Source organism: Nocardia sp. NPDC052316, assembly GCF_044547795.1.
Lineage (GTDB): Bacteria > Actinomycetota > Actinomycetes > Mycobacteriales > Mycobacteriaceae > Nocardia.
Map to the genome: position 1 here is coordinate 12,681 of NZ_JBIUBB010000005.1, position 16,182 is coordinate 28,862.

Sequence of the window (16,182 nt, forward strand, 5' to 3'; positions counted from 1 at the left end):
GCGTCAGTGCAGCATCGCGTCGCCGCTGAGATCCGCACCGGCGCTGCCGGTCAGCTCCGCATCCGCGTCGCCGAACAGTCCGGTGTCGCCGTGCAGACCAGCGGAACTGTCCAGCCCCGACCCGAACGCGCTCGAAACATCAAGTGACGACCAGGGGTTCGTGCTCGCCCCGACACCACCGGTCAGTCCGGCACCGGTGTCGACCGCACCCTGCGCGGTGCTACCGACCGAACCGCCGAGGCCCGCAGTCGTATCCACGGCGCCATGTGCCGTGCCACCGAGCGTCGCGCCGGTATCCACCGCGCCCTGCGCGGTACCGCCGAGTGAACCTTCGATCCCCGCAGCCGTATCCACAGCTCCTTGAGCGGTGCCGCCCAGCGAACCACCCAGCCCCGCAGCGGTATCCACAGCTCCCTGAGTAGCCCCGCTCAACGAACCACCGAGCCCGGCATCCACAGCCCCTTGCCCGGTACCGGCCAGCGATCCGCCCAGGTCGGCAGCGGCATCCACCGTGCCGCCGATACCTGTGGACAAATCGGCACCGAGCCCGGTCTCCAGACCGGTCGCCACCTGGCCACCAGCGTCGACGACACCGCCCAGCCCCGTCTCCAGACCCGCCCCCAGCTGCCCACCCGCGTCGACGACACCGCCCAGCCCCGTCTCCAGACCTGTCCCCAGCTGCGCACCGGCACCGGCCGCGCCGTCGAGACCGGCCGAAAGTCCAGCTCCCAGACCGGCCCCGGCATCCGCCACAGCGCCGAGCCCGCCGTTGATCCCGGCCTCCACACCGGTCACGACCTGCGTGCCCGCATCAACCGCACCACCGATCTGAGCACCGGCATCGAGGACACCATCGAGACCGGTGGACAACCCGGTCTCCAGCCCCGCACCCAGCTGCGCACCGGCGTTGATCGAACTATCCACACTCGTCCCCAGCCCGGCGCCGAGATCGGCACCCACCTGCGTACCCGCACCGAGCACCGTACCGACACTGCCGGACAGCCCGGTCTCCAGACCCGAACCGACCTGTGCCCCCGCGTTCACCGCGCCGCCCGCCGCGGTGGACAGGTCGCCACCGATGTCGGTGCCTGCGCCGACCGCCGCCTCGAGACCGGCGGCCAGTCCGCTCTCCAGTCCGGCAGCCGAATTCACCACTCCACCAATGGATGTCGACAAACTACCGGCGAGCTGGTTCCCGGCATCCACCGCACCTTGCAGACCGGCATTCACTCCCGCACCGAGACCGGCGCCCGCGTCGAGACCGGTCGTCACACCCGTCTGCACCGCACCCTGCAACCCGCTGGACAGGTCGGCCCCCACCTGGCCGCCTGCATTGAGCGCGGCATCGAGCCCGGTCGTTGCTTGCCCCACCGCACCGAGCGCACCGCCGAGCCCTGCGGACAAACCCGTTTCGAGCCCCGTCCCCACCTGCAGTCCGGCATTCACCGCCCCTTGTACATCGGCACCGATGCCGGTCACCACCTGTCCGGCGACACCGAGTGCACCGCCGACCGCGGCGGACAGATCCGCGCCGATGTCGGCGACGGTGCCCACACCGGCCGAGATACCGGCACCGAGATCAGCGCCGACCTGGAGTCCGGTGTCGATCGCGGTGTTCAGTCCCGCGTTGAGGTCGATCCCCGCACCGGCCTGTCCACCCAGGTCGAGGCCGAGGTCGGCGCCGAGGTTCAGCCCGGCATCGGCCGCCGCGGCCGCACCGACGGTGCCCGCCGCACCGAGCACGGCGGCGGCACCGGTCTGCGCACCCGCGGCAACGATCGCCGACAGTTGGGAGCCGCCCGCGACCAGCGCCGACTCGGCGACCATCGGGGCGACGGCGGCGATGTCCTCCGGAGTGACCGCAGGCAAACCCGCCGCCACCAGCGCCTGCGTCGGATTGGCGCAGTAGCCGACCGCCGCCTCGTGGTCGCGCAGCAGGTTGAGGATGAACTCGAGAATCGCGTTGGGAGTCATCAGAAACATCTCCTGAGAGCCGGCGGACCTCCGCGATCCGCATCGTTGGAATGCATTTCACGCTAGGGGCGCCACGCGTTACGCATAACGGGGCCGACCCCCACAACTCACCCGAGCCCGCCCTTAGGGGCCGCCGCGGCATTAGGGGAATTTCCCCGGAACTTCCCCCGAACCGGTAACGGCGGACAGCCAGCAACCGAAACAACAGGTGCATCGGGGTGCTCGCACGACACCGGACCACAGAGTTTTCGAACGGGGTTCACGAATGACACAGCGTCTGGCGCTCGGCATCACTGTCGGGGCGTCGAATTCGGTCGCCGCGGCGGCAGCGGGCGATGACGGCGACGGCGTGCGCACGCATCCCAGCGTGCTGCGCCTGGTGGCCGACGCACCGCCCACCTTCGGCGCCGCCGCGCGAACCACCGGACGGCACTCCAGCGACGTGCTGCTCGAGGGCTTCCTCGCCAGGGTCGGCGATCCGGTGGACATCCTCGCCGAGGACGGCACCGCACATTCCGCTGCCGACCTCGTCGCCGCCGCCGTCGGCGCCATGATCGACGAGATCGGCACCGGCGCACGCGAATCCGGCGTCACCGTGGCGTGCTACCCGGCGTGGTGGTCGCGGCACACGGTCGACATCCAGCGCGCCGCCCTCGACCGGGCGGGGCTGCGCGAGGTGACCCTGGTGCCCGAACCCACCGCCGCCGTCCGCTGGCTCGAAGCAACGCAGGGCCCGCTCGGCGACGGCGCGGTCATCGTGTACGACCTCGGCGCCACCGGTCTGACGGTCTCGGTGGTGCGTACCGGCGATCACGCGAGCCTGCTCGGCACACCGCTGCGTACCACCGACATCGCCGGCGCGGAATTCGATCTACTCACCCTGCGCTACGTTCTGGCAAACGTTGCGGCGGCAAATGATTTCGACCCGTTCGACCCGGTGGTGGAACGGGAATTGGCGGCATTGCGCGAGCGCTGCAGAACGGCGAAAGAAGATCTCTCGATAAATACCGCGACCGTCGTGCGAGCCCGCTTGAATCCGGCGGACGCACATACCAGCAACGTGCGTCTGGTGCGCGGCGAACTGGAGGACCTGCTGCGCGGTCCGCTGCTGAGCTCGATCGACCTGATCCGCGACGCGGTGCACCGCGCCGGGCTCGACGTCTGCGACATCAGCCGCGTCCTGCTCACCGGTGGAGGCGGCGCGATCCCCTTGGTCGCCGAACTGATTTCGACCGAGTTCGGCCTTCCGGTGGTCGCCGCTGCCCAGCCCGCGCACACCAGTGCCCGCGGTGCCGCCGCGCTGGCCGCCGAGCTGGCGGCCGTCACCGACGATCGCGCGCCGATCGCAGTACCCGCGCCGACCACCAAAGAACTGCCCGCAGTGGCCGTTTCGCCGCTGCCGGTCGCCGAGGCACCGCGCAAGCCACGGCTGCGCGGCAAGCAGCGCGCCGCGATCGTCGCCGGCGCCGCGGTCGTCATCGGCCTGCTGGCGACCGGCACCGTCGCGATCGGCACGGGCATCCAGTCCGGCCCGAGCCCGGCCTCGACCGAGCACTCGTCCCCGGCCCGGGCAGCGGAGATCGCCGCGACCACCGGCGGGCAGGCCACCGATCCGGCCGGCCCCAATACACCGGTCGCCGCGACGGACTCGGCTGCGTCCACCGCGGTCCGTCCGAAAACCGATGCGGGACAGCCCGGTGCACCGACCGCGACAACGGTGGCCGTGGTGGACAGTCAGCCCGCCGCCGACCAGCCCGCCGCGCCGCCCGCGACACCCGGTGTGCCGCAACCGGCCCCGCAACCCGCGCCCGCACCCGCGCCCGGTAACCACCCCGCACCGCAGCCCCCGCCGCAGGCACCGAGCCTGCCGACCGGCGTGCTGAAGGACCCCATCGATTCCGTCGGCAACACCGTCGGCACCGTGCTGCGCGCACCCGGCGAGATCCTCGGAGGAAACGGTGGCTGACATCGCGTTCGACACCCTGCCGTCCGCACGCGAGATCCTCCGGGAACTGGACTCCGCCGACCACGAACCGGTCGTCTATCTCATCCGGGGTCGCTCGCAAACCGGTAAATCCACCCTGCTCAACGAGGTACGCACCCGCCTACGGGCCCGCGGCATCCCCCTCCAGGACGTGCTGGCGACCCACGGTGCCGAGCCGACCGTCAGCTCCCGCAACGGATCTGCTCCCCCGCCTGGACTTCGCCAAGCACTGATCGTCGACAATGCCCACACCCTGAGCCAGGCAGACCTCGAATACCTGCGTGGCACTGTGGAATCCGGGCAGCGCACAGTAGTGATCGCGGCCCAGCCGCGCCCGCACGACCCGCACCTGCGCGCGCTGGCCGACACCGTTGCCCGCCGCGGCCGAGTGGTCGACCTGCGCGCGCTCGGTGTGGCCGACATCGCCCCGTTCGCCAGGGAACTGGGCATGATGGTGCCGCGTCCGGTGTCCCAGCACATCCACCGGCAGACCGACGGTATCCGCGGCGGGGTGGTCGCCGCGCTGACCGCCGCCTGCTCGGCCCGGCTCGACGCGGGCATCGGCGCGGTCGACGCCGCCGTCGCCGCGTGGGCGCGTTCGCTGCTGGACAACCTGGCGCCGGATCTGCTGGAGACCCTCGTCGTCGCGACCACCGGCGCGGGCCTGGACGCCAGCGAGCTCACCGAGGTGCTCGGCGTGGAACCCGGTGCTGCACAGCAGCTCATCGATCGGGCCAGGGCCAGCGCCCTGGTCACCGATGCCGATCTGCTGCTCACTCCGGCCGTCGCGCCGCTGCGCACGCTGCTCGGCGACCGCCGGTTCGTCGCGGTCCAGCGCAAGCTGCTCGGCGCGCGACTCGACGCTGGACTGTTGCGCGACCACACCGCGCTGCTGCTTGCCGAGTCCGGCGTCCGCGACCCGCGGCTGGCCGAATTCCTCTCCGCCGCAGCGGAAAAGGCGGGTCGCGAGGCGGTGCGCTACTACGCGGCGGCCGCCGCGACCGGTGCCGACCCCGATCTCATCGCGCTGCGCTGGGCCGAGGCGGCAGGGCGCAACGGCGACGGCGAAACGGCCATGCGCCTGGCCGAGCCGGTGCTGGCCCGCTCCGGGGTATCCGGCGCGGACCTCGCCGACGCGGTGCGGATCTGTGCCGCGGCGCTGACCCGGCGCGGCCTGGTCGCCCGTGCGGCGCAACTGTATTCGTGGCTTGGCGCGCAGCGTGTCGGCGCGGACTGGGCCATCGCGGCGACCGTCCTTTCGTTGGCGGGCGACCAGGCCGGCGCGGTGGAGATGTCCGGCTCGGCCGCGCAGTGGCCGCCGACCGAGGCGAACGCCCATGCCAGGCTGATCGCCACCGCACTCGCCGGTTCACTGAACGGGCGCGGCGACACCGGCGAAAGCCCCGCTGTGCCGAGGCTGTCCGCGAACGGCACGGGCGCGGCGGTCTCCGCGCTCGTCCAGGCCGCACACGCGGACTCCGGCGTCGACCGATTCCTGCCCTGCACAGCGGTTTCCATCGCGACCCTGCTCTGCCTCGGTACGGGCGAGCCGCGCCGCGCAGGCGACGCGCTACGCCGCGCGACGGCCAGCGGCCTGCGCTGCCATCAGCTCGAGGTGCTCGCGGCGTGGGTGGCCATGCTGAGCGGTGACGAACGCGCCGCGGCCGCCACGGTCGCCGCGCTCGATCACGACTCGCTCGACGTGCGCGACCGGCTGCTCGCGCACGGTGTCACGGTCGGCCTGGCCAGGCGCACCGGCGACCATGCCGCGCTGGCCAAGGCCTGGCAGGCGGCCTACCTGATGTTCGACGACGTGGAGGCCGACCTGCTCGCGCTGCTCCCGATCGGCGAACTGTGGCTGGCCGGTATCCGACTGCGTGACGAAGGTCGCATCGCGCCCCTGGTCGACTCCGCGCTGGCCCTGCTTCGCCGGTTGCACGAACCGCCCGCCTGGGCCAACGCCTTCCACTGGTACGGCGTGCAGGCCGCGATCCTGCACGAGAGCCCGCAGGAGTTGCTCCCGCATGCTCGGCCACTCAAGGCCGCGGCCGAAGCGGGCGACCGGCACGCCGCGGTCCTCGCCGACGCGGGCCGCACCTGGGTGCTGGTGCTGCGCGGCCAGGTCTCGGCGACGCCGGTCGAGGCGGCCGTGGCCGGCCTGCGCGAGATCGGCATGACCTGGGACGCGGCCCGGCTGGCCAGCGAGGCCGCCCTCGCCGCCACCGACGGGCCGACCGCGACCGCGCTGCTCAAGCTGGCCCGCACGGTCCGCGCCGACGCCAGGCCGCAGGACCCGATCCGGCCTGCGAACCCGACGCCGCAGCCCGGCAGCAAGCCCGCCCCCGACCCGGCCGTCGGCGAGCAGGCGGCCATCCTCAGTGAACGCGAACGGGAAGTGGCCGAGCTGGTCCTGCTCGGGCTGACCTACCGCGAGATCGGCGCCCGCCTGTACATTTCCGCCAAGACGGTGGAGCATCATGTCGCCCGTATTCGGCGCCGGATCGGTGCTCGGTCCCGATCGGAGCTATTGTCGATGCTCCGTGCCATGGGACATGGCTCCCTGCTGGTGTGACCAGCGAGTACGGATTCGTCAGCCGGGACGCCGAAGCGAGGTATTGAGATGGCCACAGGGGTGGGCCTGCGCGTCGCCGAGGACGACTGCACGGCGGCGATCGTCACCGACGGCGACGAAGAACCGTTGTTCATCGTCCGTGAGTCGCTGCTGTACATGTCCGACGACGGTGACGCCACGCTCGGCGGACCGCCACCGGACGAGAACGCGCATGCGATCACCGGCTTCGCGCTGGCCGTCGGTGACCCGGCGGGGATCTCCGTCGACGACGGCGAGGCCTATCGCGCCGAGGACCTGGTCGCCACCGCGTTGTTCTGCCTGATCAACCTGACCGCCGACCACCTCAACGGTCCGGCCGAGTTCTACGCGACCCACCCCGGTGACTGGCCGCGCGAGTACGTGCAAGCGCTGCGCGACGCGCTGGACTACCTGGGCCTGCGCTCGGTGCTGCTGGTCAGCGAGGCCGAGCTGCCCGGTGCCGAGACCGACGCCACGGGCAGCACGTTCGCCTACGACGCCGCCCGTGCTGCACTGGCCGCGGTGCTCTCCACCCCGGCGGGCAGCACCCCGCCGGATCCGACGCACGCCGAGAATTCGACGGTGGACACCGTCGTCATCCCGGCCGTGCCCGCCTCCGAGCCCACGCCCCAGGCGTACTCGGCGGCCATCCCGATGGCCGAACCCGTGGCCACCGAGCAGACCGCGACGCCGAGCGCGCCCGCGCCGCAGGCCGAGCCCGCGAGGGATCGCAAGCAGCTGCCGCTGCTGATCGGCGCCGCGGCGCTGATCGGGCTGGTGCTCGGCGGCTTCGCGATGGCGGTGCTGTTCCGGGAGGACAGCGAGACGCCGGTGCCGCCGATGCGCGACGCCAAGTCCGATCAGGTGTCGGTGAGCCCGACACCACCGCCCGCACCACCGATCAACTTCCCGACCGTGCCGGTCACGCCGACGACCACCGAGCCGCCGGTTGTCACCACCACGCCGCCTCCGCCGCCGGAAACGACCACCCCGCCGCCGCCGACCACCACCGAGCCGCCGACGACGACACCGAGCTCGACGGTCCGTCCGCGGCCGACCACCACCACGCCGCCTTTCCAGCCCCTACCGCAGATTCCGTCGATCCCCGGCCTGGAGATACCGGGCAGTCGGTGATTAAGAGAGCCCTTCCCCGGTTTGTGCCCTAAAGTGATGCGCTGACCGGTGTTGTCGGATGAATTGCAGGCGCCCGGTCTGTTGCTGGAGGACGACTGTGAGCCAACGGATTCCAGGGCCGTTGCCGCGGATTGAGCTGGCACGTGCGTGCCGACGAAGGGATTTCATGCGCAAGTTGGTGGCGCGCCGCGCCACGGTCAAAGCTGTCGCCCTCGCTTCGACCGTTTTCCTCGCACCCTTGCTCTGCACGACCACCGCCGCGGCGGCCCCGGAGACACCCGCGCAGCTGACCGCCGACGCGCTGCCGCAGGAACTCGTGCAGGCGATCGCGCGCGACCTGAAGATGACCCCGACCGAATACCTGGACCGTGCGGCCCGCGCCCAGCAGCTGCGCGACTACGCCCGCGATTTCCGCTCGGAACGCCCCGACTCCTACGCAGGCGCCTGGATCGGCACCGACGGCAAGCCCGTCGTCGCGGTCACCTCGCTCGACGCCGCCAAGATCGCCGCGGCCGACGGGTACCAGACCCGGCTCGCCCCGGTGTCCGCGGACGGCCTGGAAGGCTCACTGGTGCAACTGAATCAGTGGATCACCAGCCTGCCGCGCGAGATCTCCACCGCGATCAACTCCGTGGCCATCGACTTCCTCAACAGCCAGCTGGTGCTCAACGTCGCCAACACCCCGGCGGGCCACCTGCTGAACCTGCCGACCCTGATCGCCAACATCAAGGTCATCCTCTCCCCCGGCAGCGGTGGCGCGGTCGAGCGGCGGCCGATGGGTGGCGACACCTACATCAGCGCGCCGATCTCGCTGCACGACGCCTCGCTCAAGGGCGTCGACGTCTGCTCGTTCGGCTTCAACAGCACCGATGCGGCCGGCAACGCGCTGAATATCAGTGCGGGCCACTGCGATCCGAACATCGGCAAGGACTCCCAAGAGGCCACCGTCTATTACCCCAACGTCAAGGACATCCCGAACAGCCCGGAGCTCGGCAGCTTCGTCCAGGCCAAGCTGGGCGGGCAGAGCGCGCTGGACTACTCGGTGATCAAGCTGAACGACCGCGCGATCCGCGCCGGCATGGATCAGCCGACGGTGCGCGGCGCCAACGGCACCACCATCGCCATCACCGGCACCGCCGACCCGATCACCGGCGCGCCGGTGTGCAAGTCCGGGCAGTCGTCCACCTTCACGTGTGGCTTCGTGGTGGCCGATCGGGTGGAGACCCAGCTGTACACCTCCGAGGGCGAGAGCAAGATCGTGCGCGGCTTCGCCAGCTCGGCCTGCACGCTCGGCGGCGACAGCGGCGGTGCGATCGTGTCCGGCACCCTCGCGCTCGGCATCACCAGTGGCTCCAACGCGGCCGAGGCACCGGACTGCAACGAGGCCAATATCGCGCTGGCGCAGTACGGCGGCACCGCGAGTCTCGGCATCCCGATCCGGCCGATCCTGGCCGATATCGACGCTTCCTCGGGCGGCGGACTCGGCAGCGGCATCACGGTCCGGACCCGGCCGAGCGCCGGGTGAGGCAGGCCAGGACGCGGTGACGATCGGTATGCCGGAAAAAAGCGACCACCAAACGAACCAGAGCGTCGTTATAAGTAGGCATACCGCGCTGGAGCCCATATAGTCTGGGCATGCTCCTGCCACGTATAGGTCATCTCCGATCAGCTGCGCGACAGACCCGGGTCCGAAAATCAGTTATCGCCGCTTCGGCGGCGATACTGCTGTTCGGGCCGACGGCGGCAGTGGCGACAGCGCAACCCGATCCGGCCCCTGGTCTGCCCGCCGAACTGGTTGCCGCGGTCGCCCGCGATCTGAAGATCTCCCCGGAGGAGTACCTGCACCGCGCCGACGTGGCCCAGCAGGTCGCCGCGTTCGCCACCACCGCACAGCGGCAGTACCCGGCGGTCTTCGCCGGTTCGTGGCTCGACGACAACGGCAAGGCGGTCGTCGCACTGGCCCAGGGTCCCGGCGCCGACGAGGCCCGAACGGCCGCGCAGTCAGCGGGTTTCGAGGTTCGCAACGTGGCCAAGAGCGAGTCCGCGCTGCGCGGTGAGAAGACCGCGTTCCAGCGCTGGCTCGACGGACAGCCCGAGGCGGTGTCGGCCCTCGTGCGTGGCGTGGTGATCGACACGGTCAACAACAGCATCGCGGTGCGCGTCGACAAGCCCGGCCTGCCGATGCCGAACTTCATCGACCCGGCCAGGGTCATCGTGATGGCTCCGCCGGTGGCCGGCGAGCAGGCGACGCTGGAGGCGAGCGAGATCGCAGGCGCGGCCAACGGCGCGCTGGCGGGCGGCGACGGCTACGCCTCGGTCGCCGGACGGCTCTCGCTGCGTTGCTCGCTCGGCTTCAACGGCACCGACCGCAGCGGCAACATCGTGAATGTCACGGCGGGCCACTGCAATCCGGACATCCCGTCGGCGGGCAACGACAACGCCGCCCGGGTGCACGAGCTGAACGGCAACCGGCTCGGCAACGAGCTCGGCCGCTTCGAGAAGTCGGTGCTCGGCTCGCAGGACTACTCGATCGTCCGGATCGCCGACCAGTCGCGGGATCGCTTCGGCAACAACGAGGTCCGGGTGCCCGGTGCCGCGTCGGTGCGCATCGACGGCGTGGCCACCCCGGTCGTCGGCGCCCCGGTCTGCAAGTCCGGTTCGCGAACCGGCTTCAGCTGCGGCGTGGTGAACGCGGTCGACCAGACCGTGCAGGTCGGCGAGCGTGAGCTCACCCAGGCCTTCTCGGCCAACATCTGCGCGCTGCCCGGCGACAGCGGCGGCCCGATCGTCACCGGCAGGCTGGCCCTCGGCATCTCCAGCGCCTCGTCGGTCGCCGACTACCCGATCTGCGAGATCCCCAACCTGATCGGTGCGCTCACCGGCAACACGCCGCAGCTGTTCGCACAGCCGGTCAGCGTGGTGCTCTCGGACAACCCGGGGCTGCGGATTCGCACCAACTAGTTCGCACCATCGTCAAGGCCGGCAGCGTTGCGCTGTCGGCCTTTTCGCTGTCCTGTGCACGTTTCCACTGGCCTTGCGCGGCCCTTTGCGCCACCGATGCGGTGCTGTGCCCGGCATCGGTGCGGCATCCTGGACAGCATGTGTCTGGTGTTGATCGGGTGGCGGGCTCATCCGGAGTATCGCTTGATCGTCGCGGCCAACCGCGACGAGTTCTACTCCAGGGCGACCGAGTCCATGCGATGGTGGCCGGAGGTGCCCGGCCTGCTCGCCGGGCGTGATCAAGGCGCGAAGAACACGGCAGCGGGTGACCCGCCGGGCACCTGGCTCGGGTTGACCCGAGAGGACAAGGGCCGCAACCGTTTCGCCACGGTGACCAATGTGCGCGACCCGAAGGGTGAACGCGCCGATGCCCGGTCGCGCGGCGCACTGCTGATGGATTTCCTGCGGGGAGCCGCCGACCGCCATCCCGGCGGCGACCTCCCCGGCCCGGAGAAGTACGTGCTCGACGTCGCGGGGGCGCCCGACGACTACAACGGTTACAACCTGGTGGTGTCCGATCTTGAATCGCTGTGGTGGCACTCCAACCGCAGCGCCGCACCGCCACGGGAACTGGCGCCCGGCTTCCACGGCCTCTCCAACGGCACGTTCGTGAGCTCGGCAGGGCTGAGTCCGGGTAACCCGGATTTAACCGCCCCACAGCCCATCTGGCCCAAAGTACGGTGCGGCGTGACCGAGCTGCGGGCGGTGGTGGAGTCCGATCCCGGCGCCGTGGACCGTTACTTCACGGTACTGGCCGATCGCGCCAAGGCCCCGGACGCGGAGCTGCCCAACACCGGGGTACCGCAGCTGCTGGAGCGGCGGCTGTCGTCGCGGTTCATCGCCGACGGCGTGCACGGCACCCGCGCGAGCACCGTGCTGCTGGTGCGCGAGGACGGCTCGTTCGTCATGGCGGAGCGGTCTTTCGGGCGGTTCGGCAGGCGCCGGGGCGAGGTGTCGTTCGACGGCACGCTGGACCTGCCCGCCTGAAAACGCCGAAACGGGCCCGCTTCTCCGAGGAGAATCGGGCCCGTTCAGAAAAGTGGATGCTACTTCGGCGGAAGCGGCTTGTCCGCCCACTGGGTGGTGCCTTCCGGCGCCTGGATGGTGTTGAGCAGCTCGATGCCCGCGGCGAGCAGCGCCGGGCCACCGACGGCGATGGTGCCGAGGATGCCACCGATGCCCGCGCCCACCGGGATGCCGAGCAGGCCGCCGACGCCGAAGAGCGGCAGGCCGACGAAGAACCCGACGACGGCGCCGATGGCGGTACCGACGAAGCCGCCGATAGCGGTGGCGATGCCGAACTTGCTGGCGAATTCGTTCTGCGCCCGCTGGTTCTCGATCGGGGACGCGATGTCCTTGGCGACCGTCTGCACGCCGAGCGGCTTATCGCCGACGACCAGGTCGGCAGGCTTCTCCGGGGTGATCTCGAGGACGGTGTCGTCCTTCTTGGCGACCGCCTTGACCGGCACGTTCTCGCCGCCGACGTTGAACTCGAGCGGGAACGAGATAACGGTGGCGCCCGTCTCGTTCTTGATGTTGGCGATCTGGGTCTTCGGACTTTCCGGGGTCGCGCCGTCCTCCTCGGTCAACGAGAAGGTGCCCCCCTTGAGCGACGCGACAACCGTCTTGTCCACCAACTTGACGGAGTAGTTGATGCCGGGCTCGGCCGGAGCGGCGACAGGCTCGGCATGCGCGGTTCCGAGTCCGATGGTCATCGCGCCGATGACCAACGCGGCACCCGCGGTGGTTCTGCGGAGGTTCATTCAGTTTCCAATCCATCATCAGGTCGCCCACCGGCCGATCCCCAGCACGCGAGAGCTCTTCAATCAAATCCGGGCGGTCGCCCCGGATCCTCCCCGAGCAGTGTGAAGACAGGCACAGCAGACAGAACGTCGTGAGCGTAATCCAAGCACGACCGAGAAGCGAGATGCATTACGCGACTTGAGGACTAAGCCTGTCCTTACCGAGTAGGCCCGGGGCCTCGACGTTTACGGTGGTGATCACCTGAACTCACCGTCGGATCGGCAAACCTTGTGTGACGTTCATCACAGGTAAATTTTGAGTCAAGCCCCAGCAAGAGGGGGCATAGCTCAGGTGCAGATCGTACGACAAGTAGCATATGTTACCGGTGGGTAACTTACTGCCGGTTAGGATACGAGCCAATCGGGTGGTGCCGAACCGCCCGCGCTCGTGTTGCCTCTAGAGAAAGGTCGCGACATGAATGCCCTGACAGTGACGCTGGGCACGATTGGGGCGACGCTCAGCCTCTTGTGTTGGGCGTCGTTCATCGGCGGCGTCCGGGACATCGTCCGCGCCATCATGATCGGACAGCCCGCACCGGATCGCTGGCGACCGTTCTTCCCGCGCTTCAAGCAGATGGTCATCGAGTTCCTCGCGCACACCAGGATGGCCAAGTTCCGCACCGTCGGCTGGGCGCACTGGCTGGTGATGATCGGCTTCATGGGCGGCGCCATCCTGTGGTTCGAGGCCTACGGTCAGACCTTCGACCCCGCCTTCCACTGGCCGATCATCGGCGACTGGGCGATCTACCACCTGTGGGACGAGATCCTCGGCATCGGCACGGTGCTCGGCATCGGCACGCTGATCGTCATTCGCCAGCTGAATCATCCGCGACTGCCCGAGCGGCTGTCCCGCTTCAGCGGCTCGAAGCTGGGTCCCGCGTACGTGATCGAGCTGATCGTGCTGATCGAGGGCCTCGGCATGATCTTCGTGAAGGCGGGCAAGATCGCCGCCTACGGCCACGCGAACCCCGCGACCGACTTCTTCACCATGCAGGTGGCCAAGTTGCTGCCCGCCAACACCACCATGGTGGCGCTGTTCGCCTTCGTGAAGCTGATGTCCGGCATGGCCTTCCTCTACCTGGTCGGCCGCAACATCACCTGGGGCGTGGCGTGGCACCGGTTCTCGGCCTTCTTCAACATCTACTTCAAGCGGGAAGACGACGGCGGCGTCGCGCTCGGTGCCGCGAAGCCGATGATGTCCAAAGGTCAGCCGGTCGACATGGAGACCGCCGACCCGGACAACGACACCTTCGGCGCCGGCCGGATCGAGGACTTCTCCTGGAAGGGCTGGCTCGACTTCACCACCTGCACCGAATGCGGTCGGTGCCAGTCGCAGTGCCCCGCCTGGAACACCGGCAAGCCGCTCTCGCCCAAGCTGCTGATCATGTCGCTGCGCGACCACGGCAACGCGAAGGCGCCCTACCTGCTGGCCGGCGGCCGTAAGGACATGGGCGGCGACGAGGTCGGCCTGGTCGACGCCGAGGGTAAGCCGAACGAGGCCGCGCTGGCGAAGATCTCCGACGCCGCCAAGGCCGAGGCCGAGCGTCCGCTGGTCGGCGACCTCGAGGCCAACGGCATCATCGACCCGGAGGTGCTGTGGTCGTGCACCACCTGTGGCGCCTGCGTCGAGCAGTGCCCGGTCGACATCGAGCACGTCGACCACATCATCGACATGCGCCGCTACCAGGTGCTCATCGAGTCGGAGTTCCCGTCCGAGCTCGCGGGCCTGTTCAAGAACCTGGAGAACAAGGGCAACCCGTGGGGGCAGAACGCCAAGGATCGGCTCAACTGGATCAACGAGGTCGACTTCCAGATCCCGGTTTTCGGCAAGGACGCCGATAGCTTCGACGGCTACGACTACCTGTTCTGGGTGGGTTGCGCCGGCGCCTACGAGGACCGTGCCAAGAAGACCACCAAGGCGGTCGCCGAGCTGCTCGCCACCGCGGGCGTGAAGTTCATGGTGCTCGGCGCGGAGGAGACCTGCACCGGCGACTCGGCGCGGCGCGCTGGCAACGAGTTCCTGTTCCAGCAGCTCGCCGCACAGAACATCGAGACGCTGAACTCGGTGTTCGAGGGTGTCGAGGACAAGAAAAAGAAGATCGTCGTCACCTGTGCGCACTGCTTCAACGCGCTCAACAACGAGTACCCGCAGGTGGGTGGCTCCTACGAGGTGGTGCACCACACGCAGCTGCTGAATCGCTTGGTGCGCCAGAAGCAGCTGATCCCGGTCGCCTCGGTGTCGCAGAACGTCACCTACCACGACCCCTGCTACCTGGGCAGGCACAACAAGGTCTACAACGCACCGCGCGAGCTGATGGAGGCCTCGGGCTCCACGCTGGTCGAGATGCCGCGCCACGGCGAACGTTCCATGTGCTGTGGCGCCGGTGGGGCGCGCATGTGGATGGAAGAGCAACTCGGTAAGCGGATCAACGTCGACCGGGTCGACGAGGGCTTGAACACCCTCGCTGCGAACCCGGGCAGCACGCCAGGCAAGATCGCGACCGGCTGCCCGTTCTGCCGCGTCATGCTCAACGACGGCGTCACCGCCGCGCAGGAGAAGGGCGCGGGTGAAGGAGTCGAGGTCGTCGATGTCGCGCAGCTGATGCTCGACGCCATCGACCGGGTCGACGCGGCGAAGCTCACCGAGAACCTCACCGTCGTGCAGCAGCCGAAAGCTCCTGCGGTCGAAGAGGTCGCCGAGCCGGAGCCGGAGCCCGAGGTCGAGACACCGGCGGCCGCGAAGGCGGCGCCGGCCGGTGGTGGACTCGCGATGAAGGGTCCGGCGAAGGCACCCGGCGGTGGGCTCGGTATGAAGGGCCCGGCCAAGGCGCCCGGCGGTGGCGGTCTGGCCATGAAGGGTCCGGCGAAGGCGCCCGGTGGTGGTCTCGGTATGAAGGGGGCCGCCAAGGCGCCCGGAGCCAAGGCGGAATCCCCGGCTACCGAAGCGGAGTCGACTCCGGAGGCACCGGCCGCACCGGTCAAGGGTCTGGCCATGAAGGGTCCGGGGAAGAAGCCGGGCGGGCTCGGCATGAAGGGTGCTGCCAAGGCGCCCGGGGCCAAGGCCGCATCGGCTCCGGCCGCCGAGTCCTCGCCTGCGGCAGAGTCTTCCGCAACGGAATCCGCGGCTGAGGCGCCCGCTCCCAAGCCCGTCAAGGGTCTGGGGATGAAGGGGGCTGCGAAGGCGCCGGGAGCCAAAGCACCGGGTGCGAAGGCGCCCGGAGCGAAGGCACCGGCAGCGCCTGCTTCGGCGGAACCCGCGTCGACCAGTGCTGCTTCGGAAAGTGCTGCTGCCGAACCGGTTTCGCAGCCCACCGAAACCAAGCCGACGGTGCCCGCCAAGGGGCTGGCCATGAAGTCCGGCTTCAAGCGGCCCGGGGCCAAGGCACCAGGTGCGCCGACGGCGGAAACGGCGGAAACGGCCCCAGCACCCGCCACCGAGCCTGCCGCGGAATCCACTGCGGCGGAAACGGCTTCGGCGGAATCCACCGCGGCGGAAACGGCTTCGGAGCCGGAGCAGGCCGCGAACGGCAACGGTTCCCCTGCGGTCGCTCCCCCGGCGGCCAAGCCGGGCGGCCTCGGATTCAAGTCCGGCGCGAAGGCTCCCGGCCGTAAGAACTGACCGCCCTAACTGAATAGTCCTTCCGATCGACCCGGGTCCGCACGTCGCACCCGGGTCGATCTGTGTCCGACGCCGTAAA

The 16,182-nt window shown here is 69.8% G+C and carries 9 protein-coding genes; 7 read left to right on the plus strand and 2 right to left on the minus strand.

Translation table 11 applies throughout. The features are described from left to right. Nucleotides 1-3: 3 nt before the first annotated feature. Nucleotides 4-1,974, minus strand: coding sequence for an IniB N-terminal domain-containing protein (locus tag ACIHA7_RS23650; protein ID WP_397293151.1), 1,971 nt, complete (start codon nucleotides 1,972-1,974; stop codon nucleotides 4-6). 265 nt (nucleotides 1,975-2,239) lie between these two features. Between ACIHA7_RS23650 and ACIHA7_RS23655 the strand changes: the two genes are divergently transcribed. From ACIHA7_RS23655 to ACIHA7_RS23680, 6 genes are all read left to right on the plus strand, one after another. Next, nucleotides 2,240-3,940 carry an Hsp70 family protein gene (locus ACIHA7_RS23655; RefSeq protein ID WP_397293152.1) on the plus strand — a complete coding sequence of 567 codons (1,701 nt, stop codon included), beginning with the start codon at nucleotides 2,240-2,242 and terminating at the stop codon, nucleotides 3,938-3,940. Further along, on the plus strand, nucleotides 3,933-6,530 hold the full coding sequence (locus tag ACIHA7_RS23660) for a LuxR C-terminal-related transcriptional regulator (RefSeq protein WP_397293153.1): 2,598 nt from the start codon (nucleotides 3,933-3,935) through the stop codon (nucleotides 6,528-6,530). Before ACIHA7_RS23655 ends, ACIHA7_RS23660 begins: the two co-directional genes overlap by 8 nt. Nucleotides 6,531-6,578: 48 nt before the next feature. Beyond that, complete coding sequence (locus tag ACIHA7_RS23665) at nucleotides 6,579-7,682, plus strand: hypothetical protein (protein ID WP_397293154.1); 1,104 nt, start codon at nucleotides 6,579-6,581, stop codon at nucleotides 7,680-7,682. 166 nt (nucleotides 7,683-7,848) lie between these two features. Continuing rightward, on the plus strand, nucleotides 7,849-9,207 hold the full coding sequence (locus ACIHA7_RS23670; RefSeq protein ID WP_107653199.1) for a S1 family peptidase: 1,359 nt from the start codon (nucleotides 7,849-7,851) through the stop codon (nucleotides 9,205-9,207). Nucleotides 9,208-9,317: 110 nt separating this feature from the next. Then, entirely contained in the window at nucleotides 9,318-10,643 is a 1,326-nt protein-coding gene (locus ACIHA7_RS23675; protein WP_397293155.1) for a S1 family peptidase, read from the plus strand. Nucleotides 10,644-10,781: 138 nt separating this feature from the next. Further along, nucleotides 10,782-11,669: an NRDE family protein gene (locus tag ACIHA7_RS23680; protein ID WP_397293156.1), complete on the plus strand. Its 888-nt coding sequence runs from the start codon at nucleotides 10,782-10,784 to the stop codon at nucleotides 11,667-11,669. Between the two features lie 59 nt (nucleotides 11,670-11,728). On the opposite strand, the gene ACIHA7_RS23685 is transcribed toward ACIHA7_RS23680, so the two are convergent. Then, entirely contained in the window at nucleotides 11,729-12,445 is a 717-nt protein-coding gene (locus ACIHA7_RS23685; RefSeq protein WP_397293157.1) for a hypothetical protein, read from the minus strand. Between the two features lie 454 nt (nucleotides 12,446-12,899). Between ACIHA7_RS23685 and ACIHA7_RS23690 the strand changes: the two genes are divergently transcribed. Then, nucleotides 12,900-16,103, plus strand: a complete 3,204-nt coding sequence (locus tag ACIHA7_RS23690) for a (Fe-S)-binding protein (protein ID WP_397293158.1) — start codon at nucleotides 12,900-12,902, stop codon at nucleotides 16,101-16,103. Nucleotides 16,104-16,182: the final 79 nt, after the last annotated feature.

Bases quoted from the DNA above. Each gene is read 5' to 3' on its own strand.
- ACIHA7_RS23685 (WP_397293157.1), bottom strand. From the start codon at position 12,445: ATGAACCTCCGCAGAACCACCGCGGGTGCCGCGTTGGTCATCGGCGCG.
- ACIHA7_RS23690 (WP_397293158.1), top strand. From the start codon at position 12,900: ATGAATGCCCTGACAGTGACGCTGGGCACGATTGGGGCGACGCTCAGC.
- ACIHA7_RS23655 (WP_397293152.1), top strand. From the start codon at position 2,240: ATGACACAGCGTCTGGCGCTCGGCATCACTGTCGGGGCGTCGAATTCG.
- ACIHA7_RS23675 (WP_397293155.1), top strand. From the start codon at position 9,318: ATGCTCCTGCCACGTATAGGTCATCTCCGATCAGCTGCGCGACAGACC.
- ACIHA7_RS23680 (WP_397293156.1), top strand. From the start codon at position 10,782: ATGTGTCTGGTGTTGATCGGGTGGCGGGCTCATCCGGAGTATCGCTTG.
- ACIHA7_RS23670 (WP_107653199.1), top strand. From the start codon at position 7,849: ATGCGCAAGTTGGTGGCGCGCCGCGCCACGGTCAAAGCTGTCGCCCTC.
- ACIHA7_RS23665 (WP_397293154.1), top strand. From the start codon at position 6,579: ATGGCCACAGGGGTGGGCCTGCGCGTCGCCGAGGACGACTGCACGGCG.
- ACIHA7_RS23650 (WP_397293151.1), bottom strand. From the start codon at position 1,974: ATGACTCCCAACGCGATTCTCGAGTTCATCCTCAACCTGCTGCGCGAC.